Below are 14,845 nucleotides of genomic sequence, written 5' to 3'. Positions count from 1 at the left end.
GTCACCGCCGACCGGGCGGGCCGGGCACGGCCTTAGGCTTCCCGTGTGAGCGAGAAGAGCAAGTTCAGGGGTTGCCCGGCCACCGGAATCGGTTCCATGCCCGGGGGAGACGCACGGGAGGCGGCGAAGACCGTCACCGGGTCCTTCGGGGACGGCGAAGGCCTGCCGTATCTGGCCGAACTGCCGGCCCGCGGGCCCGGTGCGGACATGATCGGGCGGACCATCGGGCTGCTCGTCGACCTGTACGGCCATGTCGAGCCCAGCGGCTGGCGGATCAGTGACCGGCCCGGACGGGACACCCGCCGGGCCAGGTCCTGGCTCGGCGAGGACCTCGACGCGCTGGAGGAGTTCACCCAGGGGTACGAGGGGCCGCTCAAGGTCCAGGCGGTCGGTCCCTGGACGCTGGCCGCCGCACTGGAACGGCGGGGCGGCGAGGCCGCGCTCGGCGACCCGGGGGCCTGCCGCGACCTGGCGGGCTCACTGGCGGAGGGACTGCGCGCCCACCTGGCGGAGGTACGGCGCAGGGTGCCGGGCGCCGAAGTGATCCTCCAGCTCGACGAACCGTCGCTGACCGGCGTACTGCGCGGGCGGATCAGGACGGCGAGCGGCTACCGCACCTACCGGGCCGTCGACCGCCAGGTCGTGGAGGGCACCCTGCGCGATGTCCTGGCGGTGGCCGGGGACGGGGCAACGGTCGTTCACACCTGTGCGCCCGAGGTGCCGTTCGCGCTGCTGCGCCGGGCCGGGGCCGACGGTATCTCGTTCGATTTCTCGTTGCTCACCGAGCGTGAGGAGGAGGCGATCGGGGAAGCGGTCGAGGGTGGCACGCAACTCTTCCTCGGGGTGGTCCCGGGCACCGACCCGGCCTCGGGTGATTTGTCAGACCCGGGCGGTAGCGTCATGGGTGTCAGGACGCTGTGGCGCAGGCTGGGGCTGAATCCGGGGACTCTGGCGGAGTCCGTGGTGATCACCCCGTCGTGCGGGCTCGCGGGTGCCTCGCCCGCGTATGCGCGCGCCGCGCTCGCCCACTGCGCCCGGGCCGCGAGATCGCTCGCAGACAACCCTGAGTAACGGGGCAACGGGTAACGGGAGGACGAGACGATGGCCGGCGAACAGCAGATGTCAGTGCCCGCACAGGCTCAGGAGCAGCACGCACTGCTTGCCGAGCAGATCGAGGAGCACCGCTTCCGGTACTACGTGAACGACCAGCCGGTCGTGAGCGATGCCGAGTTCGACCGGCTGATGCGCGCGCTGGAGGCCCTGGAGGAGACGTATCCGCAGCTGCGCACGCCGGATTCGCCGACACAGAAGGTCGCGGGGCCGTACCAGACGGAATTCACCTCCGTAGAGCACCGCGAGCGGATGCTCTCGCTGGACAACGCCTTCGACGACCTGAAGTTGGCGGCCTGGGGCGAGCGGATCGCCAAGGACGTCGGCGCCACCGGCTACCACTTCCTCTGCGAGCTGAAGGTCGACGGACTCGCGGTCAACCTCACCTATGAGCGCGGGCGGCTGACCCGGGCCGCGACCCGCGGCGACGGCCGCACCGGCGAGGACATCACCCCCAATGTCCGTACGATCGCCGAGATCCCGCACCGGCTGACGGGTGAGCGGATTCCGGCGCTGGTCGAGATCCGCGGCGAGGTCTTCTTCCCGATGGAAGCCTTCGAGGAGCTCAACGCCCGGCTCGTCGAGGCCGACGACAAGCCGTTCGCCAACCCGCGCAACGCGGCCGCGGGTTCACTGCGCCAGAAGGATCCGAAGGTCACCGCCACCCGCCCGCTGCACATGGTGGTGCACGGCATCGGCGCCCGCGAGGGCTTCGACATCGACTGCCTCTCGCACGCCTATGAGCTGTTGCACGAATGGGGTCTGCCCACCGCCAGGCACAACAAGGTGGTGGACTCCCTCGACGACGTGCGGGAGTTCATCGCGTACTTCGGCGAGAACCGGCACTCCGTGGAGCACGAGATCGACGGCGTCGTCGTCAAGCTCGACGAGATCCCGCTCCAGGGCCGGCTCGGCTCCACCTCGCGCGCCCCGCGCTGGGCGATCGCCTGGAAGTACCCGCCGGAGGAGGCCAACACCAAGCTGGTGAACATCCGGGTCGGTGTCGGACGCACCGGCCGGGTCACCCCGTACGCACAGGTCGAACCGGTCGAGGTGGCGGGCTCCGAGGTCGAGTTCGCCACCCTCCACAACCAGAACGTGGTGAAGGCGAAGGGCGTCCTCATCGGGGACACGGTGGTGCTCCGCAAGGCGGGCGATGTGATCCCGGAGATCCTCGGCCCGGTCGTCGATCTGCGTGACGGCACCGAGCAGGCGTTCGTGATGCCGACGTACTGCCCCGAGTGCGGCACGGAGCTGCGGCCCATGAAGGAGGCCGACATCGACGTCCGCTGTCCCAACGCGCGTTCCTGTCCCGCGCAGTTGCGGGAGCGCCTCGCCTATCTCGCGGGCCGCAAGTGTCTCGACATCGACCACTTCGGTTATGTCGCGGCCGCGGCCCTGACCAAGCCTCTGGAGCCGGCCGAGCCGCCGCTGCACGACGAGGGCGATCTTTTCGGACTGACCGTCGAGCAGCTCCTGCCGATCCGGGCCTATGTCCTGGACCAGGACAGCGGACTGCCCAAGCGCGATCCGAAGACGGGCGAGGAGAAGACCGCCTGGGTCTTCGCCAACCAGCAGGGCGAGCCGAAGAAGAACGCCCTCGCCATGCTCGATGCCATCGCCGCGGCCAAGGAAGCCCCGCTGGCCCGGGTCCTCACCGGGCTCTCCATCCGCCATGTGGGCCCGGTCGCGGCCCAGGAGCTGGCCCGTCAGTTCCGCTCCATCGACCGGATCGACGAGGCGACCGAACAGGAGCTGGCCGATGCCGACGGGGTCGGTCCCATCATCGCCGCCTCGGTCAAGCAGTGGTTCGCCGAGGACTGGCACCGGGAGATCCTGCGCAAGTGGCGGGAGGCCGGGGTCCGGATGGAGGACGAGGGAGCGGGGGAGGAGGTCGGGCCGCGCCCGCTCGAAGGACTCACCGTCGTCGTCACCGGCACGCTGGCCGGACACACCAGGGATGGCGCGAAAGAGGCTCTCCAGAGCCGGGGGGCGAAGGTCACGGGTTCCGTCTCGAAGAAGACCTCCTTCGTGGTCGTGGGTGACAACCCCGGTTCTAAGTACGACAAGGCGATGCAGCTGAAGGTGCCCGTGCTGGACGAGGACGGCTTCGCCGTACTGCTCGAACAGGGGCCGGATGCCGCGCGCGAAGCGGCCGTACCCGTTGAGGAACCGGCGGAATAGCACAGATCCCCGTCACAGAACCGGCGCAACGGGACAGAACCCCGTCGTGACAACCCCGAAATGAGGTCGATCGGTGCGTGAGTGGTGAACGGGTGGGCAGAAAGGGTGTAGACGGACGGACAGGGGCAAGGGTTGTCGTCGGGGGGCCGGGTTCACCCGATCGGCGCATAGCAGATGCTGACGGACGGTTGGTTCGCATTCGGGCAAGAGCTGTAGAGCGCTGCCCGTAGAAGCCTTCTGCGGCCTACTGTTGAGATGCGCACCTGCCGTGCCCGGCCACGGGGTGGGAAATCGGGTCGTGGTGGCATGGAGCTGAACCATCGGGCGACATCGGTACCGCCGGCTGTGAGAGGGACGGAATGAAACCGACCGAGAGCGCCGCACCGGTGTCGCGGCTGCAAGGTTTCGTCGGCCTCACGCCCAAAGTGGGTGCCGTCGTCGTGGCGATCGCCGTTGTTCAGCTCGCGACCGGCTTCTACCGGACCGTGAGTGAAGGACACGCACTCTTTCCCGACGGCAGGGCCGGCTGGTCCCTCGCCGTCCTCACCGGAATCATCGTCGGGCATCTGGTTGCGCTCGGACACGACCGATGGTGGGGCGGCACCGGTTCCGGAGCCGCCCTCACCCTTGCCGTGCTGCTCCTCTACGGCTGGGTGCCCGCCGGTCTGGTCAGCCTGGTCGTCGTCGTCCTCGTCGGCGTGGCCCGCAGGCACCGCTGGTGGCAAGGGCTGTTGCACGGCGCGGTGGACATCCTGGGGATAGGCGCGGCAGCCCTGGTGCTCGCCGCGTTCGGTGAGGTGCAGACCGTCGAATCACCCTGGCATCCACTCGACTGGGGCATCGCCGCCGTCCCGGAAGTCCTCCTGGCCGCCTCCACCTACCTTCTGGTGACCCGGGTCCTGCTGTGGTATGCGCGGGCACCCCAGGGCGGCGGGCTGCCGACCATCGCCCGCACCGCCCTGCTGCGCCAAGGCCTCGTCGCGGTCGCCCTGCTCGGCATCGCACCGCTGATCTGCGTCGTCTCGATGGCCATGCCCGTACTCCTGCCGCTCTTCGCGGTCCCGCTGATCGCCCTGGACTCCACCCTCTGGATCGCCCGCGCCCGGGCCGAGGAGCAGCTGCGCGACCCGCTGACCGGGCTGCCCAACCGGCAGTGGCTGCTGGAACGCACCTGGGCGGCGTTGGAGGACGCCGAGTCCACGGGCGCCAGATCCGCTCTCGTCCTGATCGACCTCGACCGTTTCCGTGCGGTCAACGACACCCTCGGTCATCTGGCGGGGGACCGGCTGCTGCTGCAGATAGCGGAACGTCTCAGACTGGCGCTCCCGCGAGGAGCGGAGGCCGCGCGGCTCGGCGGTGACGAATTCGCCGTGCTCCTGCCGACCGCGGACTCCACCACCAGCGCCCAGCGGGTCGCCCGCCACCTGGTCGCCGAGCTGTCCTCCCCGCTGGACCTGGACGGTCTGACCCTGGTGCTGGAGGCGAGTGCCGGAGTCGCCGTCTACCCGGACCACGCGCTGGACGCCGAAGGGCTGCTCAGGCGTGCGGACGTGGCGATGTACCAGGCCAAGCGCGACCGTACGGGCGTAGAGGTGTACGAGTCGAAGCGGGACAGCAACACCCCGGACCGGCTCGGGCTGCTCGGCGATCTCCGGCGTGCGCTGGACGCCGGAGAGGTGGAGCTCCACTACCAGCCGAAGGTCCGCTTCGACGGCCAGGTGGCCGGCCTCGAAGCTCTGGTGCGCTGGGTGCATCCGGAGCGCGGCCGGGTCCCTCCGGACGAGTTCATCGCCATCGCCGAGTCGTCCGGCCTGATGCCGCACCTCACGGAGTACGTCCTGGAGACTGCCCTGGCCCAGGTCGCCCGGTGGCGGGCGCAGGGGCTTTTCGTCCCGGTCGCGGTCAACGTCTCCCCGCGCGACGTCCACACCCCTGGATTCGCGGGCGGAGTCGCGGCACGGCTCGCCCGGCACGGCGTCCCGGCCGGGGCGCTGCAGCTGGAAATAACGGAACACGTGCTGCTGGAGGACCCGCAGCGCGCCGCCGACACCCTCGCCGGACTCACCGGGCACGGCGTGAAGATGTCCCTCGACGACTTCGGTACGGGGTACTCCTCGCTGGTCCATCTGCGCCGGCTGCCGGTCAGCGAGCTGAAGATCGACCGGTCCTTCGTGGCCCGTCTGGCCGTCGACAACGAGGACGCGGAGATCGTCCGCTGCACCATCGACCTGGCCCACTCGCTCGGTCTGCTGGTGGTCGCGGAAGGGGTCGAGGACGACGAAACCTGGGAGCGGCTGCGGGATCTTCGCTGCGATGCGGTGCAGGGGTGGCTGGTCGCCGCTGCGATGCCGCCGCAGGAGACGACGGCCTGGCTGCGGGCGCGGGGTGAGCACGGGTGGCGGCGGCCGGCGGAGCTGGCGGCTGCTGCGGCTGCCGCGGCGGCCGCAGCCGGTGCGACGCCCGAGCTGGAGCAGCGGCCGCCCGGGCGGGCGGTCGAGTCGCGGCCCGCGACGACATGAGCACGGGGGTGCGGCGTGTGGGCACCGGCGCAGTCGGGTGGCCGCTCTGTCCCCCATTGCCGGACGGGCCTGAACCGGGCTCGCGGGACGGACTCGAATCTGTCGCCCGACCAGGGTGTTCGCCCGGGTGGCGGGAGTGGCTGCGGGCGACACCATAGGATTGGGCCAAAACCACACACCAACCCCTGAGGATCGCTGCATGCCTGGCATCACGCGCGAGGAGGTCGCCCACCTCGCCCGGCTGGCGCGTCTGGAGCTGAAGGGCGAAGAGCTCGATCACTTCGCCGGTCAGCTCGACGACATCATCGGCGCGGTCGCCCGCGTCTCCGAGGTCGCCGACCAAGACGTACCGCCGACCTCCCACCCGCTGCCGCTGACCAACGTCATGCGCGCGGACGAGGTCCGTCCGTCGCTCACCCCCGAGCAGGCGCTCTCCGGCGCCCCGGCCCAGGAGCAGCAGCGTTTCAAGGTGCCGCAGATCCTGGGGGAGGACTAAAAGCCATGACGGACAACAGCACCATCATCAAGCTCACCGCCGCCGAGATCGCCGCGAAGATCGCCTCCGGCGAGCTCACTGCCGTCGAGGTCACCGAGGCCCACCTGGCCCGGATCGACGCGGTCGACGAGAAGGTCCACGCCTTCCTGCACGTCGACCGCGAGGGCGCGCTCGCGCAGGCCCGTGCCGTCGACGCGAAGAAGGCGGCCGGTGAGAAGCTGGGCCCACTGGCCGGTGTCCCGCTCGCGCTGAAGGACATCTTCACCACCGAGGGCATGCCGACCACCGTCGGCTCCAAGATCCTCGAAGGCTGGATCCCGCCGTATGACGCGACCCTCACCAAGAGGCTGAAGGCCGCCGACGTCGTCATCCTCGGCAAGACCAACATGGACGAGTTCGCCATGGGGTCCTCCACCGAGAACAGCGCCTACGGCCCGACCGGCAACCCGTGGGACCTCACCCGCATCCCGGGCGGCTCCGGCGGTGGCTCCTCGGCCGCGCTCGCTTCGTACGAGGCCCCGCTCGCCATCGGCACGGACACCGGCGGTTCCATCCGCCAGCCCGCGGCCGTCACCGGCACCGTCGGCGTCAAGCCCACCTACGGCGGCGTCTCCCGCTACGGCATGGTGGCGTTCTCCAGCTCCCTGGACCAGGGCGGGCCCTGCGCCCGTACCGTCCTGGACGCGGCCCTGCTGCACGAGGCGATCGCCGGGCACGACCCGATGGACTCGACGTCCATCGACGCCCCGGTCCCGCCGGTCGTCGAGGCCGCGCGCAACGGCAGCGTCGACGGCATGCGCATCGGTGTCGTCAAGCAGTTCGCCGGTGAGGGCTACCAGGCCGGTGTCGTCCAGCGCTTCAACGAGTCCGTCGAGCTGCTGAAGTCGCTCGGTGCCACGATCGTCGAGCTGGACTGCCCGTCCTTCGACCTGGCCCTGTCGGCGTACTACCTGATCGCGCCGTCCGAGTGCTCCTCCAACCTGGCCCGCTTCGACGCCATGCGTTACGGCCTGCGGGTCGGCGACGACGGCACGAGGTCGGCCGAGGACGTCACCGCGCTCACCCGCGAGGCCGGCTTCGGCGACGAGGTCAAGCGCCGCGTCATTCTCGGTACGTACGCCCTCAGCTCCGGCTACTACGACGCGTACTACGGCTCGGCGCAGAAGGTCCGCACCCTCATCACCCAGGACTTCGAGAAGGCCTTCGAGCAGGTTGACGTCATCGTCTCTCCGACGACGCCCACCACCGCCTTCCCGATCGGCGAGCGCGCCGACGACCCGATGGCGATGTACCTCGCGGACCTGTGCACCATTCCGACCAACCTCGCGGGCAACTCCGCCATGTCGCTGCCCTGCGGCCTGGCGCCGGAGGACGGCCTGCCGGTCGGACTGCAGATCATCGCCCCCGCCATGAAGGACGACCGGCTGTACAAGGTCGGAGCCGCCGTCGAGGCCGCCTTCGTGGAAAAGTGGGGCCACCCGCTGCTGGAGGAGGCTCCGTCGCTGTGAGCGCACTGACCAAGGCCAAGGGCTTCAAGAAGTCCAAGACCGGTACGTACCTGTCCATCGGCACCACCGCTTTCGGGGCGCTCGGCGTCATCAAGCAGGCCAAGAAGGCCCGCTTCGAACACGACACGCTCCGACTGATCGACGCCGTTGTCTCCGCCGCCGCCATCGCCACTGGTGTCGCCCTGCTGCTGCGCGAACTCAAGCGCATCGGCGATGACGACGTACTGCTGGGCTGAGAGGGAAGTTTCACCGTGACTGTCACTGACCTGGTGTCGTACGAGGACGCGCTCGCGTCCTACGACCCCGTCATGGGCCTGGAGGTCCATGTCGAGCTCGGCACCAAGACCAAGATGTTCTGCGGCTGCTCGACCGAGCTCAAGCAGGACGCCAACTCCCAGACCTGCCCGGTCTGTCTCGGCCTGCCCGGCGCGCTGCCGGTCGTCAACGAGATCGGCATCGAGTCCGCCATCAAGATCGGCCTCGCGCTGAACTGCGAGATCGCCGAGTGGTGCCGCTTCGCCCGGAAGAACTACTTCTATCCGGACATGCCGAAGAACTTCCAGACCTCCCAGTACGACGAGCCGATCGCCTACAACGGCTATCTGGACGTCCAGCTGGAGGACGGGGAGATCTTCCGGGTGCAGATCGAGCGTGCCCACATGGAGGAGGACACCGGCAAGTCGACCCACGTCGGCGGCGCCACCGGCCGTATCCAGGGCGCGTCCCACTCCCTGCTCGACTACAACCGTGCGGGCATCCCGCTCATCGAGATCGTCACCAAGCCGATCGAGGGCGCGGGCGCACGCGCCCCCGAGGTCGCCAAGGCGTACGTCGCCGAGCTCCGCGAGCTCATCAAGGCGCTCGGTGTGTCGGAGGCCCGGATGGAGATGGGCCAGATGCGCTGCGACGTCAACCTGTCGCTGCGCCCCAACGGCACCGAGACGTTCGGTACGCGCTCCGAGACGAAGAACGTGAACTCGCTGCGTTCCGTCGAGCGCGCGGCCCGCTTCGAGATCCAGCGCCACGCCGCGGTGCTGAGCTCGGGCGGCACGATCGTGCAGGAGACCCGGCACTTCCACGAGGAGGACGGCTCCACCACGGCCGGCCGCATCAAGGACAACGCCGAGGACTACCGCTACTTCCCCGAGCCCGACCTGGTGCCGGTCGCCCCGGCCCGTGAGTGGGTCGAGGAGCTCCGCAAGGGACTCCCCGAGATGCCGCGGGTGCGCCGCAACCGGCTGAAGGAGGAGTGGGGCGTCTCCGAGCACGACATGCAGTCCATCCTCAACGCGGGTGCGGTCGACCTGATCGTCGCCACGACCGACGCGGGCGCCCCCTCGGACCAGGCCCGCAAGTGGTGGATGGGCGAGCTGGCCCGTAACGCCAACGAGACCGGCCGCGGCCTCGACGAGCTGCCGATCACCCCGGTGCAGGTCGCCAGGGTGGCCGAGCTCGTCACCTCGGGCGACCTCAACGACAAGCTGGCACGCCAGGTGATCGAGGGCGTCCTCGCGGGCGAGGGCGACCCGGACACCGTCGTCGAGAAGCGCGGCCTGAAGGTCGTCTCCGACGAGGGCGCGCTGGGCGCTGCCGTGGACGAGGCCATCGCGGCCAACGCGGCCATCGCGGACAAGATCCGCGGCGGCAAGGTCGCGGCCGCGGGCGCGCTCGTCGGCGCGGTCATGAAGGCCACCCGCGGCCAGGCGGACGCGGCCCGTGTGCGCGAGCTGATCCTGGAGAAGCTCGGCGTCGAGGGCTGATCCCGTCCCCTGCGCGGGCGGTTTCCGTACGTCCCTGAAGGGGCGGTGCGCCCGTGAGCCGGGTGCACCGCCCCTTCACCCATCCGGAGAGTCAGTCCGCTGAACACCGTCACTGCCGAGATCGTCTCCGTCGTCCTCCTGCTCGGCGTGCTGGCCTTCGCCGTCGTACGCCCCCGGGGGCTGCCGGAGGCGACCGTTGCCGTGCCCGTGGCCGTGCTGGTGATCGTGGCCGGTGCGGTCCCGTGGCCGGAAGCCCGTGCACAGGTGGGCAGCCTGCTGCCGGTCGTCGGATTCCTCGCGGCGATTCTGGTCCTGGCCCAGCTCTGTGCGGACGAGGGGCTGTTCACGGCCGCCGGTGATCTGGTCGCCCGGGCCTGCGGCGGGCGGACCGGTCCCCTGCTCGGCGGGGTCTTCGCAGTCGCCTCCGTGATCACCGCTGTGCTCAGCCTGGACGCGACCGTGGTCCTGCTGACCCCCGTCGTCCTCGCCACAGCTGCCCGCGTCGGCGCCCGCCCCCGCCCGTACGTCTACGCCTGTGCGCACCTGGCCAACTCGGCGTCCCTGCTCCTGCCCGTCTCCAACCTCACCAACCTCCTGGCGTTCACCGCGAGCGGCCTCTCCTTCACCCGCTTCGCCGCGCTGATGACCCTGCCGTGGCTGGCCGCCATCGCCGTCGAGTACGCCGTCTTCCGCCGGGTCTTCGCCGCCGATCTGGCAGCGGGTGCGTATCCGCCGAGGCCACAGGAGGCCCGTCCGGGCATCCCCGCTTTCACGCTCGTCGTCCTTGCCCTGACCCTGGGCGGATTCGTCGTCACCTCCTTCGCGGGTGCGGAACCGCTGTGGGCGGCGCTGGCGGGTGCCGGGGTACTGGCCGTCCGCGCGCTGGCGAAGCGCGAGACCACGGTCAAGGGCCTCGTCCGCTCCGCCAACCCGCTGTTCTGCCTGTTCGTGCTGGCGCTGGGCGTCGTGGTCAAGGCCGTGGTCGACAACGGCCTCGGTGCGGGGATCGACACCTTCCTGCCGGACGGCTCGTCACTTCCGGCGCTGCTGGCGGTGGCCGCGGTGGCGGCCGTGCTCGCCAACCTGATCAACAACCTGCCCGCGATCCTCGCTCTGCTCCCGGTCGTCGCGGCGGCGGGTCCCGGCCCGCTGCTCGCCGCCCTGATCGGCGTGAACCTCGGCCCGAACCTCACGTACGTCGGCTCGCTCGCCACCTTGCTCTGGCGCCGCATCCTGCACACCCACGGCGCCGCGCCCGATCTCGGCCACTTCACCCGGCTCGGGCTGCTGACCGTACCGGCGACGCTGGCCGTGTCGACGGTCGCGCTGTGGGGTGCGCTGCAGCTGATCGGGGTGTGACCAGGTGCGGGACGCGGTTGGACTTTCCCGGCCGACCTGTTGGACGTTCACCACCGAGCCGTACGAAATCCTTCCCCGCGCCACCTGGCTTGATTAGTTTCCCGGCTGAACGACAGAACTCGGGAGGCTCACTTGACCACGGACATTTCACGGCGACGGCTCTTCGCGCTCGGCGGCGGTGCACTCGGCGTCGCGGCTGCGGGGTCGCTGCTTCCGCCGTCGCTGCAGGCCGCGATCGCCGCGCAGCCGGCGCATTCGGCGGGGTCCGGTGGCGGTGGCGGGCTCGGAGCCATCAAGCATGTGGTGATCCTGATGCAGGAGAACCGTTCCTTCGACCACTACTTCGGGACGCTCCGGGGAGTGCGCGGCTTCGGCGACCGCAACGCCGTCGAACTGCCCTCCGGCAAGCCGGTCTTCGAGCAGCCCGCTCCGCTGGGCACCTCTGTGCTGCCGTTCCCGGTGCGGGACGCCGCCGAGACGCAGAAGAAGGACCTCCAGTACATCGGCGCGCTCGACCACTCCTGGAGCGGTGGCGGGAAGGCATGGGCCGGGGGGTGGATGAACGGCTGGGTGACCGCGAAGACGGCCGCCACCATGGCGTACTACGACCGCCGTGACATCCCGCTGCACTACGAACTGGCCGACACCTTCACGGTCTGCGACGCCTACCACTCCTCCATCCACACCTCGACCAGCCCCAACCGCAACCACCTGTGGAGCGGGAAGACGGGCAACGAGGCGAACGGCAAGCGGGCCGTCGGGAACGACGCGTACAACGAGGGCACGCACCCCGGGTACGACTGGGGCACGTACGCGGAGCGGCTGGAGAAGGCCGGGCGCAGCTGGCGTACGTACACCGAGTGGGAGAACTTCACCGACAACCAGATCGAGTTCTTCGCCACCTTCAAGGCGATCGCCCGCAAGGCGCTGGCGAAGACCGGCGGCCATACGTACATGGAGTCGTTCTACTCGGCGGTACGGGACGCGGACGCCACGGAGCGGGAGCGGCTGTTCGGTCTGCTCGAAGAGGGCGTCGCCACCCTGGACAAGACCGAACGCAGCCTCTTCGAGCGTGCGTTGCGCCGGGTGGAGACCGGAACGCTGGCCGATGAGTTCGCCAAGGACGTGGCGGCGGGCACGCTGCCCGAGGTCTCCTATCTGGTGCCGTCGGCCGTCGACTCCGAACACCCGAGCGTCTCCTCGCCGATCCACAGCGCGACGATCGTCTACAAGGTCCTGGACGCGCTGGGCAAGCACCCCGATGTGTGGCGGCACACCGCCGTCCTCATCAACTACGACGAGAACGACGGCTTCTTCGACCACGTGCCGCCGCCGGTCGCGCCGCCCGAGGTGACCGAGGAGCAGTGGGAGGGCAAGCCCACCGGTCTCGGGATGCGGGTGCCGCTGCTCGTCGTGTCGCCGTGGACGGTGGGCGGCTACGTCTGCTCCGAGGTCTTCGACCACACCTCCGTGATCCGCTTCCTGGAGCGCTGGACCGGGGTGAAGGAACCGAACATCAGCGACTGGCGGCGCACCGTCACCGGCGATCTGACCTCGGCGTTCGACTTCGAGCGCGCACGGCGCCGGCCCGAGGTGGAGCAGCCCGGTGCCATCCCGCCGTTCAGCGGACGCTGGGCGCCGAAGCCGCCGCTCGTGCAGCACATGCCCGTACCGGAGCCCGGGACCCGCCCGGCCCGCGCGCTGCCGTACCAGCCGGACGCCCAGGCGAAGGTGGTGGACGGGGCGGTGCAGGTGGCCCTCAGCAACACGGGGCGCTCGTCCGCGCACTTCGCGCTGTATCCGTACGCGGGGGAGTTCCCCGTTCCGCAGCACCGGGATGTAAGGGGCACGGCGCAATGGACGGTGCCCCTTACCGGTACGGCGTACCGGTTCACGGTGACGGGGCCGAACGGCTTCCGGCGCGAGTTCGCCGGGCCCGCGAAGGACGGCGTTTCGGCCGGGGCCGAGGTCGCCTCGCGGGTCGACGCGCATGAGCGGGATCTGCATCTCACCCTGCGCAACACGGGGCGGACGACGCTCACCTTCACCGTACGGCCGCTGGGGTACGTCGACGAGGCGGACCTGCGGGACTGGACCAGGACCGTCAAGGTCAAGCCGGGGCGCAGCCGTAAGGTCGTGCACTCGGCGGCCGACGCGCACGGCTGGTACGACCTGTCCGTCACCGTCGACGGGGACGATGTCTTCCGGCGCCGGCTGATGGGACACATCGAGAACGGCCGGGCGAGCATTTCCGGCTGACGGGCCGCCGGCAGGCCCGTCATTACGTACGGGAGTTCGGCGCCCACCGGAACCGTCGCGGCGCGGCCGGCGTTTCCTTGATCATGACTGAACTGATCGAGAAATGGGCCGGAGTCGCGGCGGGCGCCGCCCCCGAGGAGGCGGACCCCGTCGTCCTGGAGTGCGCCCGCCTGCTCGCCGCCGAACCGGACGGCGAGCAGGCGGTCCTGCTGACCTTCGGTCTGGTGAACATGGCGCGGTACGTCCTCGGGCGACGCGGCGCCCCCGTCGAGCGGGCCGTGGTGGACGCGCTCGGCGCCGCCGTCGAGGCCATGGACGAGCAGTGTCTTCAGGCCGGCGGGTGCGGACACGCGGCCCATCCGTACACCGGGAGCCTGGAGCGGTGGGACACGGACGCGGACGCGCTGCTCGACGCGCCGGACGTCCAGGTTCCGCTCGTTGCGTGGGACGAGGTCGAGGCCTGCCCCCGCAACGCCGCCGGCTGGGCGCGGACAGCCGCCGATGTGATCCTGCCGGGCAGCACGGAGGGCATCCCCGAGATCATTCCGGAGAGTCACCGGAGCAACATCAGCAGCCTGGGCAGTGTGCTCAACGACTATCCGAACGGTGATCCGCTCTGGGACCTGGAGGTCCACGCCGCACCGCCCAGCAGTCTCTCCCGGGCCGCTCTCGCCGGCTATGTCGTCGTCGCCCATGCGAACTGCTGGTACGCGGCGTCGGGCCGGATCAAACAGCGGTCGCTGCTCGACGACATGATCGAGGGCCTGGAGTCCGTACTGCCGTTGCTGCCGGACGAGACGTGCGCGCATGAGGACGATGAGCACCCGGCACTGAACTCCGGCAGCGACCAGCAGGCCGCCGAGGGAATCCACCTGCAGAGCCCCGGCGGCCGGACCGTCCTGCGCGAGGAACACGAAGACGGATACGGGGCCTCGCTGGAGGCGTGGACCTGCACCACCTTCCTGCGCGCCCTCGCCGTCGAGGCCCGCGATCATCTGCGCGAAGCGGTCGACACCCTCTTCGGCACCCGGGAGACGGCACATCTGGACCCGGTGTACCTGCGCCCCGACGGCCGGCTCGACATCAAACCGCTGAGCGAGCGGCATGTCCCGTTCAAGGACGAGACGGCCTCCGAGGAAGCGGCGCTCTGGGCGGCCCGGCGGTACGAGCGGCTCGGCCCCGACGGACCCGCGCTCGAGCGGACCGTCCTGCTGCTCCTGATGGGCACGGCGGCCGATTCCCTGGAGCTGTCGTACGGAATCGCCCGCGAGATCCTCGGCGTCCTCCGTACCGCTGCCACCACCCTGCCCGGTGGCACATGCGCCCACGCGGACGGCCATGCGCCCGGCCATGAGCGCACCTCCGATCGCGTGGCCCGCATCGCGCACCTCTACGCTCCCGACGCATGCCCCGCCCCCGGCCCGGACTCCGGCCAGGGCTACGGGAGCGAGGTGCTGACCTGCCCCGTCCATCTGGCGGAAGCCGTGGCGAAGGGCATCGCGGAGATCGAGGAGCAGTTCGAGGAAGAACTGGAGGCGGAGGAACGACTGGCCGAGTGAGGTGGCCGGAGGTCGTTGTGACTCCGGGGCCACGATAATTCCTGCGGCCGTTGTGAGTAAGGCCACGAAAGCGACAAAGGATCACCATCGG

10 protein-coding genes are annotated in these 14,845 nt (G+C 70.2%); all 10 read left to right on the top strand.

Translation table 11 applies throughout. From position 1 onward, the window contains the following. Positions 1-45: 45 nt before the first annotated feature. The 10 genes from OG609_RS11910 (at position 46) to OG609_RS11865 (ending at position 14,754) form a co-directional block, all read left to right on the top strand. Entirely contained in the window at positions 46-1,071 is a 1,026-nt protein-coding gene (locus OG609_RS11910; protein ID WP_327272781.1) for a methionine synthase, read from the top strand. Positions 1,072-1,101: 30 nt separating this feature from the next. After that, the gene (ligA, locus tag OG609_RS11905; protein ID WP_327272780.1) at positions 1,102-3,294 is read left to right on the top strand and encodes an NAD-dependent DNA ligase LigA; all 2,193 of its coding nucleotides are present in this window, start codon (positions 1,102-1,104) and stop codon (positions 3,292-3,294) included. Between the two features lie 359 nt (positions 3,295-3,653). Beyond that, complete coding sequence (locus OG609_RS11900; protein ID WP_327272779.1) at positions 3,654-5,813, top strand: putative bifunctional diguanylate cyclase/phosphodiesterase; 2,160 nt, start codon at positions 3,654-3,656, stop codon at positions 5,811-5,813. A gap of 199 nt (positions 5,814-6,012) precedes the next feature. Beyond that, on the top strand, positions 6,013-6,309 hold the full coding sequence (gene gatC / locus OG609_RS11895) for an Asp-tRNA(Asn)/Glu-tRNA(Gln) amidotransferase subunit GatC (RefSeq protein WP_015036350.1): 297 nt from the start codon (positions 6,013-6,015) through the stop codon (positions 6,307-6,309). Between the two features lie 5 nt (positions 6,310-6,314). Beyond that, positions 6,315-7,817, top strand: coding sequence for an Asp-tRNA(Asn)/Glu-tRNA(Gln) amidotransferase subunit GatA (gene gatA, locus OG609_RS11890; RefSeq protein WP_327272778.1), 1,503 nt, complete (start codon positions 6,315-6,317; stop codon positions 7,815-7,817). Beyond that, positions 7,814-8,053: a hypothetical protein gene (locus OG609_RS11885; RefSeq protein ID WP_266357685.1), complete on the top strand. Its 240-nt coding sequence runs from the start codon at positions 7,814-7,816 to the stop codon at positions 8,051-8,053. The genes gatA and OG609_RS11885 overlap by 4 nt, the downstream gene beginning before the upstream one ends. A gap of 15 nt (positions 8,054-8,068) precedes the next feature. Beyond that, positions 8,069-9,577, top strand: a complete 1,509-nt coding sequence (gatB, locus tag OG609_RS11880; protein ID WP_327272777.1) for an Asp-tRNA(Asn)/Glu-tRNA(Gln) amidotransferase subunit GatB — start codon at positions 8,069-8,071, stop codon at positions 9,575-9,577. A gap of 81 nt (positions 9,578-9,658) precedes the next feature. Further along, the gene (locus tag OG609_RS11875; protein ID WP_442818071.1) at positions 9,659-10,936 is read left to right on the top strand and encodes an SLC13 family permease; all 1,278 of its coding nucleotides are present in this window, start codon (positions 9,659-9,661) and stop codon (positions 10,934-10,936) included. A 132-nt stretch (positions 10,937-11,068) separates the two neighbouring features. After that, entirely contained in the window at positions 11,069-13,195 is a 2,127-nt protein-coding gene (locus OG609_RS11870; RefSeq protein WP_327272776.1) for a phosphocholine-specific phospholipase C, read from the top strand. A gap of 83 nt (positions 13,196-13,278) precedes the next feature. After that, positions 13,279-14,754 carry a hypothetical protein gene (locus OG609_RS11865; RefSeq protein ID WP_327272775.1) on the top strand — a complete coding sequence of 492 codons (1,476 nt, stop codon included), beginning with the start codon at positions 13,279-13,281 and terminating at the stop codon, positions 14,752-14,754. The last annotated feature ends 91 nt before the right edge of the window (positions 14,755-14,845 follow it).

Origin of the sequence: Streptomyces sp. NBC_01224 (genome assembly GCF_036002945.1) — a bacterium.
GTDB lineage: Bacteria > Actinomycetota > Actinomycetes > Streptomycetales > Streptomycetaceae > Streptomyces.
This window is presented reverse-complemented; position numbering and strand designations above follow the sequence as displayed.